This window comes from Clostridium magnum DSM 2767 (assembly GCF_001623875.1).
GTDB lineage: Bacteria > Bacillota > Clostridia > Clostridiales > Clostridiaceae > Clostridium_AM > Clostridium_AM magnum.
The window spans coordinates 163,875-182,269 of sequence record NZ_LWAE01000008.1 but is presented as its reverse complement, the minus strand read 5'-3'; the positions used below and the strand labels follow the sequence as shown (position 1 = coordinate 182,269).

The 18,395-nt window shown below is 32.1% G+C and carries 15 protein-coding genes and 1 pseudogene; 6 read left to right on the top strand and 10 right to left on the bottom strand.

All coding sequences use genetic code 11. The features are described 5' to 3' along the window. Window positions 1-28: 28 nt before the first annotated feature. The 3 genes from CLMAG_RS24345 to CLMAG_RS24335 are packed head-to-tail and all read left to right on the top strand — an operon-like array spanning window position 29 to window position 3,947. A complete protein-coding gene (locus tag CLMAG_RS24345) occupies window positions 29-1,648 on the top strand; it encodes a spore germination protein (protein ID WP_066628764.1) in 1,620 nt (539 codons plus the stop codon). Between the two features lie 3 nt (window positions 1,649-1,651). Further along, entirely contained in the window at window positions 1,652-2,821 is a 1,170-nt protein-coding gene (locus tag CLMAG_RS24340; protein ID WP_066628761.1) for a Ger(x)C family spore germination protein, read from the top strand. Between the two features lie 31 nt (window positions 2,822-2,852). Then, on the top strand, window positions 2,853-3,947 hold the full coding sequence (locus CLMAG_RS24335) for a GerAB/ArcD/ProY family transporter (RefSeq protein ID WP_066628758.1): 1,095 nt from the start codon (window positions 2,853-2,855) through the stop codon (window positions 3,945-3,947). A 289-nt stretch (window positions 3,948-4,236) separates the two neighbouring features. Here CLMAG_RS24335 and CLMAG_RS24330 read toward each other — a convergent pair whose 3' ends face one another. Beyond that, the gene (locus tag CLMAG_RS24330) at window positions 4,237-4,695 is read right to left on the bottom strand and encodes an Lrp/AsnC family transcriptional regulator (protein WP_066628756.1); all 459 of its coding nucleotides are present in this window, start codon (window positions 4,693-4,695) and stop codon (window positions 4,237-4,239) included. A 334-nt stretch (window positions 4,696-5,029) separates the two neighbouring features. On the opposite strand from CLMAG_RS24330, the gene gdhA reads away from it, so the two are divergent. Together gdhA and CLMAG_RS33090 are read left to right on the top strand one after the other, a co-directional pair. After that, the gene (gene gdhA / locus CLMAG_RS24325) at window positions 5,030-6,388 is read left to right on the top strand and encodes an NADP-specific glutamate dehydrogenase (protein WP_066628753.1); all 1,359 of its coding nucleotides are present in this window, start codon (window positions 5,030-5,032) and stop codon (window positions 6,386-6,388) included. Between the two features lie 180 nt (window positions 6,389-6,568). Continuing rightward, window positions 6,569-6,718, top strand: coding sequence for a hypothetical protein (locus tag CLMAG_RS33090; RefSeq protein WP_169809817.1), 150 nt, complete (start codon window positions 6,569-6,571; stop codon window positions 6,716-6,718). A gap of 100 nt (window positions 6,719-6,818) precedes the next feature. On the opposite strand, the gene CLMAG_RS24320 is transcribed toward CLMAG_RS33090, so the two are convergent. Beyond that, window positions 6,819-8,681 carry an ABC transporter ATP-binding protein gene (locus CLMAG_RS24320; protein ID WP_066628750.1) on the bottom strand — a complete coding sequence of 621 codons (1,863 nt, stop codon included), beginning with the start codon at window positions 8,679-8,681 and terminating at the stop codon, window positions 6,819-6,821. After that, window positions 8,678-10,932: pseudogene (locus tag CLMAG_RS24315) on the bottom strand (ABC transporter ATP-binding protein). Before CLMAG_RS24315 ends, CLMAG_RS24320 begins: the two are co-directional and overlap by 4 nt. Window positions 10,933-11,163: 231 nt before the next feature. Here CLMAG_RS24315 and CLMAG_RS24310 point away from each other — a divergent pair. Next, entirely contained in the window at window positions 11,164-11,607 is a 444-nt protein-coding gene (locus CLMAG_RS24310) for a MarR family winged helix-turn-helix transcriptional regulator (protein WP_066628746.1), read from the top strand. A gap of 638 nt (window positions 11,608-12,245) precedes the next feature. Here CLMAG_RS24310 and CLMAG_RS24305 read toward each other — a convergent pair. The 7 genes from CLMAG_RS24305 to CLMAG_RS24275 form a co-directional block, all read right to left on the bottom strand. Continuing rightward, window positions 12,246-13,316 (bottom strand): CdaR family transcriptional regulator, encoded by a 1,071-nt coding sequence (locus CLMAG_RS24305; protein ID WP_066628744.1) that lies wholly within the window; start codon window positions 13,314-13,316, stop codon window positions 12,246-12,248. Window positions 13,317-13,384: 68 nt separating this feature from the next. After that, window positions 13,385-14,086, bottom strand: coding sequence for an LrgB family protein (locus tag CLMAG_RS24300; RefSeq protein ID WP_066628743.1), 702 nt, complete (start codon window positions 14,084-14,086; stop codon window positions 13,385-13,387). A gap of 5 nt (window positions 14,087-14,091) precedes the next feature. Continuing rightward, complete coding sequence (locus CLMAG_RS24295; protein ID WP_066628742.1) at window positions 14,092-14,433, bottom strand: CidA/LrgA family protein; 342 nt, start codon at window positions 14,431-14,433, stop codon at window positions 14,092-14,094. A gap of 463 nt (window positions 14,434-14,896) precedes the next feature. Further along, the gene (locus tag CLMAG_RS24290) at window positions 14,897-15,220 is read right to left on the bottom strand and encodes a cupin domain-containing protein (protein WP_066628740.1); all 324 of its coding nucleotides are present in this window, start codon (window positions 15,218-15,220) and stop codon (window positions 14,897-14,899) included. A gap of 19 nt (window positions 15,221-15,239) precedes the next feature. Then, window positions 15,240-16,289 carry a PocR ligand-binding domain-containing protein gene (locus CLMAG_RS24285; RefSeq protein ID WP_066628737.1) on the bottom strand — a complete coding sequence of 350 codons (1,050 nt, stop codon included), beginning with the start codon at window positions 16,287-16,289 and terminating at the stop codon, window positions 15,240-15,242. A gap of 215 nt (window positions 16,290-16,504) precedes the next feature. Continuing rightward, window positions 16,505-17,692: an ABC transporter permease gene (locus CLMAG_RS24280; protein WP_066628734.1), complete on the bottom strand. Its 1,188-nt coding sequence runs from the start codon at window positions 17,690-17,692 to the stop codon at window positions 16,505-16,507. Further along, window positions 17,693-18,394 carry an ABC transporter ATP-binding protein gene (locus tag CLMAG_RS24275; protein ID WP_066628731.1) on the bottom strand — a complete coding sequence of 234 codons (702 nt, stop codon included), beginning with the start codon at window positions 18,392-18,394 and terminating at the stop codon, window positions 17,693-17,695. Window position 18,395 lies beyond the last annotated feature (1 nt).

The window sequence follows — 18,395 nt, the reverse complement described above, 5'->3', positions numbered from 1 at the left end:
ATAATAAAATATATGGAAGGTGAATTAAATGTTAAATTTTTTAAAAACTATCTTTTCACTAAAAGATGAAAATAGTTATAAGCCTAATAAAAATGCTAATACACCTCAATGTGAAAACACTAAAGTTTCAAATATATTACAAGACAACAAAATAACTATACAAAATATACTTAACAACTTCTCAGATTTAATTATTAGAGAAGTTAAAATAACAAATAACCCTAAATATAGTGCAATATTTGTATATTTAAATAATATGATAGAAACAGTTCTAATTGAAGAATCCATTATTGAAAAACTGACAAATAAGCGTGAAGAATATACCTATTCGCCATGGACTAAAGAGTATTCTAAATATTTATTCGGAGTGAGAGATGAAGATGTACATATAGATATGAATAAAGTTATTAATTCAATATTAAGCGGAAAACTTATTTTATTTATAGATGGATTAAATGAAGCAATGGTAATCAATGTTACTAAGCCACCAGCGAGAAGTATCGAAGAACCTCAAGTAGAAACTGTCATTCGCGGACCACGAGAGGGCTTTACTGAATCTATGACCACTAATATGACTCTTATACGAAAAAAAATTAAAAGTGTAAATCTTAAAATGGAAACTTTAAAAATAGGAAGGGAAACAAAAACAGACATTACCATTGCCTATCTTTCTAATATAGCAAATTATAAAATAATAAATGAAATAAGAGAACGATTAAATAAAGTTGATATAGATTCAGTAATTGCTGCTAACTATATCAAGGAATATATAGAGGATGACCCCTTAAGTATTTTCCCCACTATTTTCTCCACAGAGAGAGCGGATGTGGTAGCATCTAAAATACTAGAAGGTCGAATTGCCATCATTACTGATGGAACCCCTTTAGTTATAACTGTCCCTTCTCTTTTTATAGAATTTTTTATGAGTAATGAGGATTATTACTTAAAATTTATTCCTGCTACCATTAATAGATGGATAAGATATTTATCCTTTATCATTACCCTTACTTTGCCGGGAATTTATTTAGCAATAACTACATTTCATCAAGAGGTTATCCCAAGAGCTTTACTGATTACTTTTATAAAAGCTCGTTCTAGGGTACCATACTCAGCATTGCTTGAATCCCTTCTAATGCTATTGATGTATGAAATATTAAGAGAAGCTGGTGTTAGAATGCCAAGGTCTGTGGGGCAGGCAATGAGTGTAGTAGGTGCCTTAGTATTAGGCCAGGCTGCAGTAGAGGCAGGTATCGTAAGCACACCAATGGTAATTGTGGTATCTGCTACAGCTATCTGCTCCTTTGCCATTCCGGCCACAGATATGTATGCAGCAGTTACTGCACCTAGATTCATATTATTAATAATAGGAGGGACTTTTGGATTATTAGGCTTAACTTGTGGCATAATAATACTATTTATGACACTTATATCTCAACGCTCCTTTGGGATACCCTATATGGCACCCTTGGCACCTTTTATCTCAAAAGAATTCCCAGATTTACTTATTAGGCGTCCTATTTGGGCTAAGTCTAAAAGATCTTGGCTTATAACAGGAAAATCTTCAATTAAGAGGAAACCAGAATCTCGCATCAAATCAATAAAAGAAGAACAAGCAAAAGCTATGGAGGAAAGGGAAAGTAAGGAGTAGACTATGAAAAAATTATTTTGCATCTTTATGTCAACTATAATTATATTTTCTGCTACAAGCTGCAAAGGTGTAAAACAGGAAGTTGAAAAATTAGCAGTAGTGCTTGCAATAGGATTTGATCTTACACCAGAAAATAAGTATTTAGTAACAGTACAAATATTAAATCCACAGGAGAATTCCTCCCAAAGTACCAGTTCTAAGAAAGGTGGTGGGCAAGATCCCTCCTCAGAGGTTCTCATATTTAGTTCGGAGGGAGATACTCCCCTTGATGCTATAAACCGTTTATCTATAGACTATGGCAGGAATCTATACTTTGGCCACAGTGACTATTTAGTTATAGGCAAGAATCTGGCCGAATCTGGTTTATCATTACTTGTTGATGCTATTCTAAGAGGATATGAAACAAGGCCGGATAACACTTTGCTTCTAGCAAAAGATAAAGCTTCAAAAATATTAGCATTCAAACCTATTGACGAACCAATACCTTCAAATTCAGTAAAAAAATTAATAACACTGCAATCCATTAGAGGATTTTCTCCTGTAGTAACTAGGTTAGATTTTGCCAGTACCTTATCAAGTAAAACAACTGCACCTATTATGGGAATTATCGACATAAGCAAAGACAATAATATAGGAAACACCTTTAAACTCGCTGGTACTGGTGTATTTGAAAAAGATAAACTTATTGGCTATTTAGATATTAATGAAACCCGTGGTATGCAGTGGATAAGAGGAAAAGTTAAAAATGGAAATATAACAGTAACTACTCCCGATAACAGTAAAGTAACATTCTCTATCATAAATGGAAGTAGCAAAATAAAGTCTTCTATAGAAAATGATAGCGTAACAATAGAAATAACTATTAAATCACAATCAAATATATTAGAAATGCCAGGCAAATTAGATCCTATGAAAGATCCAAAAATAATGGATGATTTAGCTAAACTACAAAGCGAAGCTATAGAAAATGAAGTTAAACTTGCTTTAAATGCAGCACAAAAGAAACTTAATGCAGATATATTTGATTTCGGCGGCTTGATTCATAGAGAACATCCTGCTTATTGGAAAAAAACAGAAGACAACTGGAATCACATCTTTCCAAATATAAAAGTAAATGTAAATGTGGACTCTTCTTTAAAAGGCCCAGGGGTAATTTCTAAACCAATAAAATAATAGCAAAAATAATTTCATAAGGGGTAGTATTATGAAAACAAAAATATCAGCAGTTCAACTATTTTGTAGTATTATATTAGCACCTTATGGTAGTGCGTTACTTTTTCTTATAACCCCAAATGCAAAACAGGATGCATGGATAGCAATGCTTATCTACATATTGCCAGCAATCATACTGCAAATTATATATACTGGTTTGTGGAGCAAATATCCTGATGATACCATTGTTACATATATGCCTAAAATTTTCGGAAAATTTATAGGGACCACTTTAAGCATAATATACACAATTTTTTTTGCATATGAGGCTGCAAGAGTATTAAGAGATATTACCTCTCTTATAGTAATCACCACAATGCCTAAAATATCTTTTAATTTAACTACATTACTGCTTGTTTCAATAGTTGGGTATAGTGTCTATTTAGGTATGGAAGACCTTTGCAGAGCAGGACAATTTATATTAACTATGCTAGTATCATTTTTTATGTTAGAATGGATATTTTTATTTACTTCACCAGATAGTTTAAAGTTTTATAATTTAAAACCAGTGCTTGAGAATGGAATAATATTTGTTATTAAAGAAGGCTGGAAACTCATAACCTTTCCCTACGGTGAGACTGTATTATTAACTATGCTATATCCATCTACTGTTGAAAGATCAAAGGTAAGGAAAATTGCAGTATTAGCTATCATTTTTTTAGGGATACTCCTTACCTTAAGTTCTATAATGTTTATATCTGTACTTGGAATAGATTTCGCATCTACTTCACTCTTTCCCCTTCTTCAAACTATGCGCTTAATTCATGTAGGAGAATACTTTGATAGGATAGATATATTTTTAATACTTATTATGGTCGTAGGTGGATTTATTAAAATAAGTTTATTTACATATGGGGCAATGCTTGGCACTGCTCAGCTTACAAAATTAGAAGATACAAAATACTTAGCAGTACCCTTTAGCATATTGATTTTCGGCACTTCATTGGTTATAGCCAAAAACTATCCACAACACATATATATAGGTCAGATATTAACGCTAACCTATGTTCACCTGCCATTAGCAGTCTTTATTCCAATTATTGCACTATTAGTCCAACGAATAAAAGAGTCTATTAAGAAGAAGTAATAAAAATGTGCCTGTTGAAAATTGCATAAAGGTTCTATATAAAAACAAAAGCCATGCATAAATTGGAAAACAAATTTCCTTATATGCATGGTTTTTATTCATGAAAATTTATGAAGTGGAAACTTGAATCAGATGGGGTTTCAAACCCCACCTGATTCTTAGTTGAACGAATCCAGGGACGTAGCCGCTCGTGACGTACACTTTGAAGAAGATGGGAGTATTAGAGCGGGTAGTCATCGGATAAATATCCCTTTTGCAATAGTCCCTTTTACAACCTTTTAGTGATTTTTTAACAATCTTCTTCACTTGGCATTACGGAATGATTATTTTTTATAGTTGATAAAGCTACTGTGGTCTTTGTTTTAATAATTCCATTCATACTTTTTATCTTGTTTAAAATCTTTTCTAGAGTCTCAGTGTTTTCTGTAATAATTATCAATGCATAATCATAATCACCTGCAAGATAATGACACTCTATAATTTCATCGTCTTTTTGAATCGCCTCTAAAAAATTATTAATATACTTAGGAGATTCTAAACTAATAAACATAATAGCTGTAAGATTTCTATTTAACTTTTTAGCATTAATAATAACAGTATACTTTTCTATGACTCCTGAAGCATCAAGCTTTCTCAGTCTATCACTTACCGCTGGTACAGATAAATTGATTTTACTGCTGATTTCAGATGCAGTAACTCTCGCATTATTTTTCAATAATTTCAGTATTTTGATATCTAAAGCATCCATCGCACACACCTCTTTTGTTAAATAATTAATTATCTATATTAATTATAGTATATATATTTAAATATTGGAACAGAATCAACTAAAATTTAATATAATAATTTAATTATAATCCTAAAAAAATTAACCCTAAACTAATTTAACCTAAATTTTCTAATATCCATGAGTTGCTATCTTGTATTTCATAGAATAATTTAAACAAAAATTCAATTATATCATTAATTATTATGGAATTTTGTTATTTATATTTAAAATTATTAGAAAATATAGTATTATAAGATTAAAGAATGACTTCGGTCAATAGAATGAAAATTTAATTATTTGGGGGTATAGTTTTATGATAAATGAAAAAGTGAAAAATTACATTGATGAGGTAATCGAAAAGGTTAAAAAAAGAAACGGACATGAACCAGAATTTTTACAAACTGTTGAAGAAGTATTAAGTTCTCTTGGTCCAGTTTTAGAAAGACATCCTGAATACATGGAGGAAAATCTTTTAGAAAGAATGTGCGAACCAGAAAGACAAATAATGTTTAGAGTACCATGGGTTGATGATCAAGGCAAATTACAAGTAAACCGTGGATTTAGAGTGCAATTTAACGGAGCTATAGGACCTTATAAGGGAGGGCTTAGATTCCATCCTTCAGTTTATATAGGAATTATGAAATTCTTAGGATTTGAACAAGTATTAAAGAATTCATTAACTGGTCTTCCAATAGGAGGCGGTAAAGGTGGTTCTGACTTTGATCCTAGAGGAAAGTCAGATAAAGAAATAATGAGATTCTGTCAAAGCTTCATGACTGAGCTTTATAGACATATAGGACCAGACGTAGACGTTCCAGCTGGAGATATTGGCGTTGGCGGAAGAGAAATAGGTTATCTTTATGGACAATATAGAAGAATTAGAGGAGCATTCGAAAATGGCGTGCTTACTGGTAAAGGAATGTCTTATGGTGGAAGCTTAATAAGACCAGAAGCTACAGGATTTGGAGCAGCTTACTTCTGCGAACAAATGCTTAAACATGAAGGAACAGATTTTAAGGGTAAAACTGTTGCAATATCAGGTTTTGGTAACGTATCATGGGGTCTATCTATAAAGATCGCTCAATTAGGTGGTAAAGTTGTAACGCTTTCAGGTCCAGATGGATATATCTATGATCCAGAGGGAGTAACAGGTGAAAAAATCGACTACCTTCTTGAGATGCGTGCTTCAGGAAGAGATAAAGTACAAGATTATGCTGATAAATTTGGAGTTAAATTCTTCCCAGAAGAAAAACCATGGGGAGTTAAGGCTGATATCATAATGCCATCTGCTACTCAAAACGATATACACTTAGAACATGCTAAGCAAATAGTTGAAAATGGAGTTAAAATGGTTTGCGAAGTTGCTAATATGCCTTGCACAAACGAAGCTGTTGACTATTTACAAAAGAACGGAGTTATAGTAGGACCTTCTAAAGCAGCTAATGCTGGTGGTGTTGCTACTTCAGCTCTTGAAATGGCACAAAACAGTGGTAGAATGTCATGGACTGAAGAAGAAGTTGATGCGAAACTTCACCAAATAATGGTTAATATATACAACAACTGTAAAGATGCATCTGAAGAATATGGCTTTGGATATAATCTAGTTGCAGGAGCAAATATTGCAGGATTTGTAAAAGTTGCTGATGCAATGCATGCTCAAGGAAACTATTAAGATGAAGTAAAATAATTAGGATCAGATGGGATTCCAACCCCTCATCTGATCCTATTATTTTTTATTTAGATAATTTATTTATTTTGATAATGAATTTATTGGTTACACATGAATATCTTTCTTAGAATCAAATACTTTATTTAGTTAAAAATAAGATTACAAATGAAAGGAGGCTTTATAATGGGAAAAAAATCAAAATCTAAAGAAAATAATCAATGGTCATCTTTACCTGAGCAATCTGGTATGGAAGCAAGTACTAATAAAAAAGATAAAACAGCAACAGATAATCAATGGACTTCAACTGCAAAGAATAATCTAAGTGATAAGTAAAGATGTTAGATATAGACATCTACATAAAAACACTTTAGGCGTTGGTTTTAATAAATTATAAAAACCAACGCCTTCTCTAATATATTTTTTTCTATTTAGCCTATGAAGCATTTGCATTTTCAAACTGACTATTATAAAGAGAGGCATAGAAACCATTAGCTTTTAATAACTCTTCATGATTACCCTGTTCTACAATATCTCCATCCTTCATTACAAGAATTAAATCTGCATCACGTATTGTTGATAATCTATGTGCAATAATAAAACTTGTTCTTCCTTTCATGAGATTTTCCATTGCTTTTTGTATAAGAATCTCCGTACGAGTATCAATAGAGCTTGTTGCTTCATCAAGTATCAATATCTTAGGATCTGCTAAAATTGCTCTGGCAATTGTTAATAACTGTTTTTGCCCTTGGGATACATTATTTGCTTCTTCATTCAATTCCATATTGTAACCATTTGGTAAAGTCTTTACAAAGTGATGAACATGAGCTGACTTAGCTGCCTCAATGACCTCTTCATCAGTGGCATTAAGTCTTCCATAACGGATATTTTCCATTATTGAACCATTAAACAGCCAGGTGTCCTGAAGCACCATGCCAAACATATTACGTAAGTCTTCTCTGGTAAAGTCCTTTATGTCATGACCGTCAATTAATATCGCTCCGCTATTTAAATCATAAAAACGCATTAGAAGTTTAACTATAGTCGTTTTACCTGCTCCAGTAGGTCCCACAATAGCCACCTTTTGCCCTGGCTTAATATGAGTTCCAAAATCATTTATTATGATTTTGTCTGAATTATATCCAAAGTGAACATCTTTAAAAGTAACTTCTCCTTTAATCTCTTCAACCTTCAAAGGATTTTCTGCTTCTAAGACTTCTTCCTCCTCTTCTAGGAATTCAAAGACTCTTTCAGCAGCAGCTGCCGTTGATTGAAGGACGTTAGATATTTGAGCCACTTGAGCTATTGGTTGTGTAAAACTTCTAACATATTGAACAAAGGATAAAATATCTCCAACTTCAATAGTTTTCTTTACAGTAAGCCATCCGCCTAGAATGGATACAGCTACATAACCTATATTTCCAATAAAGGTCATAATAGGCATCATCATCCCTGATAAGAATTGAGATTTCCATGCAGAACTATAAAGTGTGTCATTAATTTCATCAAATTTTTCAACAGCTTCTTTTTCCCTATTAAAGGCTTTCATTATATTGTGACCACTATAGATTTCTTCTATATGCCCATTAGCATGGCCTAGATATTCCTGTTGATCTTTAAAGTATTTTTGCGATTTTTTAACCACTACCATTATTAACAGCATCGATACTGGCAATATTAGTAACGCCACCAGTGTCATTTGCCAACTTATTGATAACATCATTATTAACACACCAATTATAGTAATAACTGAGGTTATTATCTGTGACAAACTTTGATTTAAGGTTTGACTCACTGTATCAACATCATTTGTAACCCTTGATAGTACTTCTCCATGAGACTTCTTATCAAAATAACTAAGGGGCATACGATTGATCTTTTGTGAAATTTCTTTTCTTAAATTATAAGATACCTTCTGTGCTACTCCTGAGATAATATATCCTTGTATAATCCCGAATATAGCACTAATTATATATAATCCAAGAAGCCAAATTACGATATTCCCTATATAAGTAAAGTCAATTGCTGCACCTTCCACACCCATTACCTTACTTACTAAACCTTCAAAAAGCTTTGTTGTAGCCTTACCTAAAATCTTAGGACCTACTATAGAAAAAGCCGCACTACCTATTGCAAAAATAATTACAGTAATTATTGATAAACTGTATGGTTTTAGGTATTGGATTAATTTATTCATAGTATCCTTGAAATTCTTAGCCTTTTCAACTTTTCCCATACCGCCCATAGGACCGCCGCCAAAGCCACCCTGTCTTTTATTTTCTACTTTTCTATCACTCATGATGAAAGTTCCTCCTTTGAAAGTTGTGATAAAGCAATTTGTTTATAAACCTCGCAATTTTCCATAAGCTCATTATGAGTTCCGTTTCCTACTATCTTGCCTTGATCAAGTACAATAATTTTATCTGCATTCATTATTGTGCTTATTCTTTGTGCAACAATTAGGATGGTACTTTCTAAAAGTTCACTCTTTAATGCCTTACGCAATGCTGAATCTGTCTTGAAATCAAGAGCTGAGAAACTATCATCAAAGATAAATATTTCAGGCTTTTTAGCAAGAGCACGAGCGATAGAAAGCCTTTGTTTTTGACCTCCTGAGACATTATTTCCCCCTTGAGATATCTCTGTATTGAAGTTTTCAGGTTTAGCATTAATAAACTCCATAGCTTGAGCTATATCTGCAGCCTTTATTAACTCCTCTTTTGTTGCATCCTTCCTACCGTACTTTATATTACTTTCTATAGTACCTGAAAATAAAATCCCCTTTTGTGGTACATAACCAATTTTTTCTCTTAATTTCTGCTGAGGTACCTCTCTAATATCAGTACCATCTACTAATATTTTTCCATTTGTTATATCGTAAAAACGTGGAATCAAATTTATCAGCGTCGATTTACCACTGCCTGTACTTCCGATAAAAGCTGTAGTTTCTCCAGGCTTAGCTGTAAAGGTAATGTTTGAAAGTACATCTTCTTCTGCACCTGGATATCTAAAACTAACATTATTAAATTCTACATAGCCTTTTTTATATAAGGAAAATTCTTTTGACTCCTTTAAATCATTAATGCTAACTTCAGTATCTAAAACTTCTGCTATACGCTGCGCTGATACGGAAGCACGAGGGAGCATAATTGACACCATTGATATCATTAAAAATGCCATGATTATTTGCATTGCATATTGTATAAATGCCATCATATTACCAACCTGAATATTTCCTGCGTCAACTTGGTGTGCTCCAACCCAAATTATTAGTACTGTAATTCCATTCATTATAAACATCATCATTGGCATCATTAAAGTCATTAAGCGATTTATGAATAAATTTGTTCTTGTTAAATCCTGATTTGCCTTTTGAAACTTATTCTCTTCATACCTTTGATTATTAAAGGCACGGATAACCAGCATCCCTATTAGAGATTCACGAGTTATTAAATTTATCTTATCTACCAGCTTTTGTACACTCTTAAATTTAGGAATAGCTATACTAAATAAAACAATTACTAAGGTTAAAATGGCCATAACTGCTACTGCTATAATCCATCCCATTGAAATATCTGTATTAATAACCTTAATAACTCCACCTATCCCTAAAATCGGTGCATAAAACACTACTCTAAGCAACATAACCATAAGAGTTTGAACCTGTTGAATATCATTTGTGCTTCTTGTGATTAAGGACGCTGTAGAGAATTTATCAAATTCAGAATTAGAAAAGCTTGTAACCTTTCTAAATACATCTTTTCTAAGATTTTTACCTAATCCTGCAGCCACTTTTGCAGCAAGTAGACCAACTATAACTGTAGCTACCATACTTAGCAAGGCTAAAAGTAGCATTTTAACTCCTGCAATTAATATATAGTTTGATTGAAGCTTATCAGTATCTATACCTATATTTTTATATTCCTTATGAAGGAAGGTAACTGCTGACTGAGTAATCATGCTGTCCGGCATATTTTCAAATTTTTCATCTGTTTTTTCTTTCATTGCCTTGATTTGCTCTTGAGGCATCTTTGCAATTATTGCAAAAGGATCTGTATTTGCGGTCAGCTTCTGCTGTGCTTTAACTCCCTGATCTCCTTCTGGCATAGAGGGAGTTAAGGTTGCCATACCTCCCTTTTCAATCCCCTGCACTATTAACATGGGCTTACCAAATATGTTGTTAAGCTCATTAATTTTATCTTTATCTTTTGTATTAAGCTTGTAAATTGCCTCTTTATCAAGCTGTGGATACTCCTCTAAGTATTTTCCAACTCACTTTGAGAAAGATTTTTCTTATCTAAAAGCAAATAGCTGCCTTCTACCTTTTTCCTATCCTCTTCACTGATAAATAGTTTAATTTTATCAAATTCACTTTTACGAATTACTTCAGGAACTGCGTTTTCTACTCCCCCCTGTTGAATGCCCACATTTACAATGTTAGACATATAATCTGGAAGTGATAGGTCACATACGGCTTGTACAAACAGAAGACCTATAATTACAACTATTGAAGCAATAAAGGGTTTTAGTTGCTTTATTATCTTTAACATTAAACTCATCTCTCCATTTCATCATTAATTATTGCATTTAGTTTTTACTAAATATATTTGGTTTATTCTTAATATTATTTTTATATAACAGTTATATTTTCATAACCATTATATAAAAATAATATTTATATGTCAATAATATTTATATAAAAGCAACTTTTCACATTGTATAACAATTATAAATATATTATAATATAAGTAAATTCATAAAATTTACCTAAGGAGGATACGATGAGTACTACTGAACTCAATAAGCTCTCTGGAGATTTGTATAGTTTAATGTTATATTTACATAGGAAATTTTTTAATCCAAGTGAAATCACAAAAAATCTTCCTATACCACCTTCACATATAAAGGTTATAATTCATCTTGCTCATCATGGTGCCTGTTCTATATCTGAGGCAGCTAAAAATCTTACAATATCTAAACCTAATATGACACCTATCATTGATAAACTAATTAGTGAGGGGATGGTTACTAGATACAATGATCCAAATGATAGAAGGATACTAAGAATTGAACTAACAGAAAAAGCTCATGAATTTATAAAAGAACAAGAAGAAGCAATCAAAAACAATCTAGCACAAAAAATATCCTCTCTTGATTCTAAAGATTTAGAAGCCCTAAATACACATGTAAGAGGAATCACAGATATAATTCTAAAAGTAGATTAACTTTCTGAATACGAGACGATACCTAAAATAATGAATAACTTCCCAGATTCTCTTCACCTTTTTGGCTGTTACTTCTTATTGTCAGATATGATAAAAAGCTGATTAGTGTAATTACATACTACACTAACCAGCTTCTTTTTTATTATTTATGAATAAACCTTCTTTTATATAGATAAACAACTTCATAACTTGAATTATTCACTTAGCTAAGTTGTTAAGCTTGCTGAATTATAGCTAAAGAATATATCAAGCTTTGGAATTGGATATCTATATAGATAAATTTGTTCAGTTGTTGACTTATTCATTATCTAGAAACATTGAGATATAAGGCTTTTGATAAGAGAATAAGTCAACTTTTAAGCACATTTATCTATAGATACTCGTAACAGAAAGTTGACTTATTCGGAGGAATGTAATACCAATTTGAAGGTAGATTTAAATATTTTTTAGTAGTCTTAACAAAGAATTTGTGAAAAAATTAGAACTTTAGATTGTCTGAGCAATGCGAGTTATTTAAAGTTCTTAGTTTTTCATAAATTCTGAGTTTTAGATCTACTTAAAAATATTTAACGTGCTGAAGATTGGTATTATATCCCGCAGAATAAGTCAACTTTCGGCGGTGGGTGTCTATATAAAACTTATAACATAGAAACTACATAAGCTGTAAAAAGTTCAAAAAGTTCTATTAGATTTCGTGGATTCTTTCCTGAAATTTCTTGGATTTTTTCTAATCTATAACTCAGTGTATTCCTATGTATATGCAATGCTTCAGAGGTTGTATTTGTTTCCCCATTATTGTAAACATAAGCAGCTAAAGTATCTAAAAGATCTGCTTGCTTTCCGTCTAATTTTAGCTTACTAATTAATTCCTTTAATTTATGATCACCTGCAAAATTAGCAAGCATAGAGATAAAGTACAGATCTTTATATAAATAAATATTCTTACCACTTTCCAACTTTCTCCCAATAGTTAGGGCTCTACGAGCCTGATTTATTGAATCAGCAATGATAGATTCAGCAAGTCCAACCCCTAAATTTATATTGCTAGTAAATTCATTATTTAAAATTCGTTCTAACCTCTTAACAAGATATTTATCCGAATGCATAAATGTAGCAATAGTATTTGGATTAAGTATAAGATAATACTCTTGTTTTTGAAGGAAAGAATTTAAATAGTTTTTTAACTTTTTTAAAGCATCTTCATTAGAAGAACTTATTAGTACTGCTGTATGAGCACTAGTTATATCTATTCCCAAAGAAAGCCCTCGCTCAATAAAAGACTGAGAATAAGCTTCATCTGCATATACAAGTTCATAGAGAAACTTTTCCCTCTCCTGTTCTTTTATCTTCTGTTGATTTGAAGCATATTCTTGATTAATTAAAAGCTCTGCAGTAACACTAACTAGCTCACTAAAAGATTTCACAATTTCAGGATCTCCAGTAATTCCAATAGCTCCTACCGGTTTTCCATCAAAAAAAATAGGAGAATTCACACCTGCCCTTACACCTGGTGAAGAATCATCAGGTATTTTAATCATCTTTTTAGTCTCAAGAACTTTTTTTGCTACTGAATGAAATTGATGAATTCTATCTGGATCGCCACTTCCTATAATTACACCTTGTTCATCAGTAATGATGACCTTATAAGGAATAACCTCCATCATCTTATCCACAATCTTCTGTGCCAGTTGTTCCGATAACTGAATCATGTCCTGTCTCCTTTTTACTATAGATTGTTATTACTTAATTTAGTGCCAGTATTTATATAGTATAAAATTTAGATTAAACTGTGAAAAATTTTTGTCATAATAGGAACAATTAATACGGTTATTAGCCCTGCTATACCTATAGAGAGGCTGCTCATTGCACCTTCTGTTTCTCCAAGTTCAATAGCTTTTGAAGTACCAACAGCATGTGAGGCAGTACCGAGAGCAACTCCTATAGCTACCTTATCTTTTATATTTAGGATTTTAAAAACACCTGGCCCAATTATAGATCCTATTATACCAGTAAGTATTATTGCAGCTACAGTTATAGATGGTATTCCTCCAAGTTGTTTTGAAACCTCAACACCAATTGGCGTAGTTATTGACTTAGGTATAATTGAAAGATTTAAAGATTTTGATAGTCCAAATAAATGACATAAAGTTATTACGGTGGCAATTCCACTCAAAGTACCTAAAAAAATACCTGAAAATATAGGTAAAGCATTTTCCTTAAAAAGCTTTATTTTTTTATATAATGGTACCGCTAATACAACGGTAGCTGGAGATAGAAAAAATGATATAAACTGTCCACCCTTATTATAATCAGATACGCTTATATTAAAATATTTTAAAAATATTATTATTAAAATTATGCCTACTAAAAGTGGGTTTAGAACAGATAACTTTGTCTTTTTATTAATTATACAACCTATCTCAAAGGCTACTAAGGAAATCATTATAGCAAAGGCTGGGGTAGAAACTATATCTCTCATTACAATCAACTCCTTTTAAATAATTGAATTGTTATACTGGTTATAGCCATAACAATAATAGTGGATATAACAATTATAAGAACTATATATTGCCAACAATCTTTTATAATACTCACGCTAGCAATTAGTCCAACACCCGCTGGAATAAAGAAAAAAGGTAAGTGATCTAATAAAAACTTACTAATGTCTTCTATAAGTTCAAGTTTAATAATTCCACAACATAAAGAAATCAACAATAATATCATGCCAATTACGTTTCCTGGTACAGCTATCCCCAAAAGACTTCTTATTACTTCGCCTAAAAAACAAATTATACTGATAATTGCAAACTGTCTTATCATTTTCATATTAAATACCCTCCTAAAATTAAACTACGTCTATCACTTGAATTTTTTACAAATATTAATAGCATTTTGGAAATCCCTACTTGTTCACTTGCATCATTGTTAGTTTATCCGATGACTACCCGCTCTAATACTCCCATCTTCTTCAAAGTGGCAGTAAAGAGCGGCTATGTCCCTGGATTCATTCAACTAAGAATCAGGTGGGGGTTAAATGCCTAAATGGCATTTAATGGGCAAAGCTCCCGGTCGTAGACGAAACCCCATCTGATTCAAGTTTCCACTTCATATATAATATATTAAACTAGTTTTACTCAATATGCATTAGTCAATTGATTTATTTTTCCAGAGTTTTTTTGTGCATTTGACTAAATTATCTTATGTTAGGCAATTGAAAACGATACAAGAAATTAATCCTGTATCGTTTTAAAAATAAATTAATTGTTTTATTTTTAATCTAAAAATTAAGTTATTTTAGAAAATCCTCTCTTTGTGGAGTAAATATGTCTAATATTACTGAATCTTCAAGTGCCACTACACCATGGGCTTGATTTGGTTTTATATAGTATGTATCTCCAGCTTTTATAATATGTTTTTCACCTTCAAGGTCAAATTCAAAACTTCCCTCTAAAACATAACTAACCTGTTCATGTGGATGGGTATGTACTGCTCCAATTCCACCTTTTTTAAATCTGACTTCTACAGTCATCATACTTCCACCAGTAGCCAATATCTTTCTCTCTACACCTTCGCCTACTGTGATAAATTTTACTTCTTCATTTTTTACTATCATATTAATCTACTCTCCATATTTAATGATTTACTGAAGTTGTTAATCTCTCTAATTCCGCGGATACATTCACAAGTTCCTGTAGACTATTATTAACCTCTTCAATTGCTAACCTTTGATTCTCTGTAGTTTCTAAGGTAGATTTTGAAGATTCAATTGTTTTATCCATAGATTCATGTATCTTTCCTGTAAGCTCTGTTATTGTAAAAGTTGTTTCCTTTGAACTTTGAGATAGTTTGCCTATTTCTGAAGCAACCACACCAAAGCCTCTGCCAGCCTCTCCAGCTCTTGCTGCTTCAATGGCAGCATTAAGGCCAAGCATTTTAGTTTTATCAGCTATACTTTTTATAGAATTAAGTATTGTATCTATCTCCATAGATACATTCTTAACTGTGTTTATTTCCTCACTAAGCATATGCTGATTATTGGTAACGTTTATAGCAGAGGCCGCCAACTCCTCCATTGTAGCTGATATCTGACTAAAATTTTCAGAAAGCACTTGAGATATTTCTTTAAGCCTAAACTGTTCATAGCCTATTTTTGAAAGTGCATTTGAAACAATAAATAATACTTCTGCAGCTGACTTTATATTCTTTTCAGTAGTAACTTTAATTTTATTTACAGCATTAACGTATTCCCCTTCATTAACACCTATTTCTTTTGCAGTTTTTATATAACTTTCTTCTTCAGGTAGTGAGGTTAGAATTTGTCCACCCAAAATTGTTCCTATTTGATGACCATCAATCAATATTGGAGCTGCAAAATCAATTAATCCTGCATGACATTTATAAACATATGGTTTTCCTGTTCTTGCGGCTTCTTCTCCACCTTTTTTATGTGATTCTGCACATCTATTCCTTCCAGCAGTAGTTGATTGAGTGAATCTTTGACAAAAGTCTGTATAGGAGCTATTTTTTGTTACTGGAACTCCATTTATATCCACAGTTATACTAGCAATATTCATACTTTCTGCAAAGTTATCTTGGAATCTCTGAAGCAGATCAATATCTATAACGTCCTTGATCTGAAGTGACTTTACATCTATTTCCTTAGTATCTGTTCTTTTCATCATTATTGCTACCTCCAATAAATTATTTTAAATCACTTATCTTTTAATAACTCTTTTAATATATAACATGTGATAAAAACGTTATTATTTAACACATATTAACTTATAATGGCAGTGTATATATTTGTTATTAAGTATAATCTTATAGTTAAATTATAATGCATCGCCTCAGTTTTTACCACAAAAAAAGAGAACAGAAAATGTTCTCTCTTAAAAAATCATTCAAATCTTAAAGCTTCAATAGGACTTAGCTTTGAAGCTTTATTAGCAGGATATACTCCAAAAACTACACCTACAACAACTGAAAATAAGAATGCCATTAAAACTACATTAGTAGATATTACAACAGATGTATTAAAAAAAGTTTTCATAACATAAGCTGCTACATATCCTCCTAAGACTCCTAGAATTCCTCCAAAGGTACTTATACCAGCTGATTCCAGCAAAAATTGTATTAGTATAGTCATTCTCTTTGCCCCTATGGCTTTTCTTATACCTATTTCCCTTGTTCTTTCAATTACTGAGACAAGCATAATATTCATGATTCCTATTCCACCAACTAATAGTGATATAGCTGCTACTCCTGAAAGCATAGTAGTCATACTATCACTTGTTGAGGTAGCTGTTGCTAAAAGAGTAGATTGATCCATTATTCTATAATTAGTACTTCCTGTGGAATCACTACTAAATTTGTTATTTAAAAATATTTGAAGATAAGCCTTCGCTTCTGATACTGAATTCTCATCTTCTGCTTCCACATAAAAAGTTCTTATTGTTGAAATTTTAAACAATCTTTGGGCAACACTTAAAGGTATTATTATTTTGTCATCTGGTGAATCTTGTCCACTACCTCCTTGAGTTGCAAGGACACCTACTATAGAGAATATACTTCCATTTACATTAATTTCCTCTCCAATAATATCTGTACTCCCAAACAAAGTATCTGCTGCATCTGTACCAATCACTGCAACCCTATATCTGCTATCCACATCATCTTGATTTATAAATCTCCCATTACTTACACCTAATTTTCTTATGGTAGCAGAGCTTGGTACACATCCTTCAATAGAAGTTGAGGTACTCTTGGAGCTACTTCCAGACTTCACCGTAACGCTTCCTTGCGAGGCTGAAGGAGCTATATCCTTTATTCCTGGTTTCTTTTTAAGTTCATTCAGCTCGGCAGTTGTTACTGTTACACTTCTTCTTCCCATTATATTTACAGTTATAAGGTTAGTTCCCAAACTTGAAATTTTGGAAGCTACATCCTGTTTTGTACCCTGTCCCATACCTACTAAAGCAATAACAGAACTAATTCCTATTATTATACCCAGCATAGTAAGAAAAGACCTGACTTTATTGGCCAAAACCGATGAAACTGCCATTTTTATAAGCTTACTAAATTTCATTTAAATCACCTTACTATATTCAAGATTTAATTCATCTGATTCAATATATCCATCTTTTACAGTTATTATTCTTTTCGCCTGCTGTGCAATTTCACGATCATGAGTTATAAGCACAATTGTATTTCCCTCTCTATTTAATTCCTTGAGCATTTCAATAACTTCTTTTCCTGTTTTACTATCTAATGCTCCAGTAGGTTCATCTGCAAGTAGTAGTTCAGGCCCTGTGGCAAGGGCCCTTGCAATGGCAACTCTTTGTTTTTGCCCTCCTGATAGTTCTGAAGGCTTATGCTTAATATGAGAGGTTAAGCCAACTCTTTCTAAAGATTTTAAAGCTTTTTCTTTCATTTCTTTGTTACTTAATCCCTGATATATTAAAGGCAGTTCCACATTTTCCAGTACATTCATCTTTGGCAAAAGATTATAGTTTTGAAATATAAAACCTATTTTTCTATTGCGAATTTCAGATAGTTTGTTATCGCTACAATCTGTATCTTCTCCATCAAGAATATATCGTCCGGAAGTTGCTACATCCAGACACCCTATTATATTCATTAAAGTAGATTTTCCTGCTCCAGAAGGTCCTACTATTGATACAAACTCACCTTTTTTTATATTTAAGTTAACATCACTTAAAGCCTTATACTCACTGTTGCCCATTTTATAGATTTTATTAATATTTTTCATTTCTATAACAAGATCCATA

Bases quoted from the DNA above. Each gene is read 5' to 3' on its own strand.
- CLMAG_RS24330 (WP_066628756.1), bottom strand. From the start codon at position 4,695: ATGGATGCTTTAGATATCAAAATACTGAAATTATTGAAAAATAATGCG.
- CLMAG_RS24340 (WP_066628761.1), top strand. From the start codon at position 1,652: ATGAAAAAATTATTTTGCATCTTTATGTCAACTATAATTATATTTTCT.
- CLMAG_RS24295 (WP_066628742.1), bottom strand. From the start codon at position 14,433: ATGAAAATGATAAGACAGTTTGCAATTATCAGTATAATTTGTTTTTTA.
- CLMAG_RS24290 (WP_066628740.1), bottom strand. From the start codon at position 15,220: ATGATAGTAAAAAATGAAGAAGTAAAATTTATCACAGTAGGCGAAGGT.
- CLMAG_RS24310 (WP_066628746.1), top strand. From the start codon at position 11,164: ATGAGTACTACTGAACTCAATAAGCTCTCTGGAGATTTGTATAGTTTA.
- CLMAG_RS24345 (WP_066628764.1), top strand. From the start codon at position 29: ATGTTAAATTTTTTAAAAACTATCTTTTCACTAAAAGATGAAAATAGT.
- CLMAG_RS33090 (WP_169809817.1), top strand. From the start codon at position 6,569: ATGGGAAAAAAATCAAAATCTAAAGAAAATAATCAATGGTCATCTTTA.
- gdhA (WP_066628753.1), top strand. From the start codon at position 5,030: ATGATAAATGAAAAAGTGAAAAATTACATTGATGAGGTAATCGAAAAG.
- CLMAG_RS24275 (WP_066628731.1), bottom strand. From the start codon at position 18,394: ATGGATCTTGTTATAGAAATGAAAAATATTAATAAAATCTATAAAATG.
- CLMAG_RS24305 (WP_066628744.1), bottom strand. From the start codon at position 13,316: ATGATTCAGTTATCGGAACAACTGGCACAGAAGATTGTGGATAAGATG.
- CLMAG_RS24280 (WP_066628734.1), bottom strand. From the start codon at position 17,692: ATGAAATTTAGTAAGCTTATAAAAATGGCAGTTTCATCGGTTTTGGCC.
- CLMAG_RS24300 (WP_066628743.1), bottom strand. From the start codon at position 14,086: ATGAGAGATATAGTTTCTACCCCAGCCTTTGCTATAATGATTTCCTTA.
- CLMAG_RS24320 (WP_066628750.1), bottom strand. From the start codon at position 8,681: ATGAGTGATAGAAAAGTAGAAAATAAAAGACAGGGTGGCTTTGGCGGC.
- CLMAG_RS24335 (WP_066628758.1), top strand. From the start codon at position 2,853: ATGAAAACAAAAATATCAGCAGTTCAACTATTTTGTAGTATTATATTA.
- CLMAG_RS24285 (WP_066628737.1), bottom strand. From the start codon at position 16,289: ATGATGAAAAGAACAGATACTAAGGAAATAGATGTAAAGTCACTTCAG.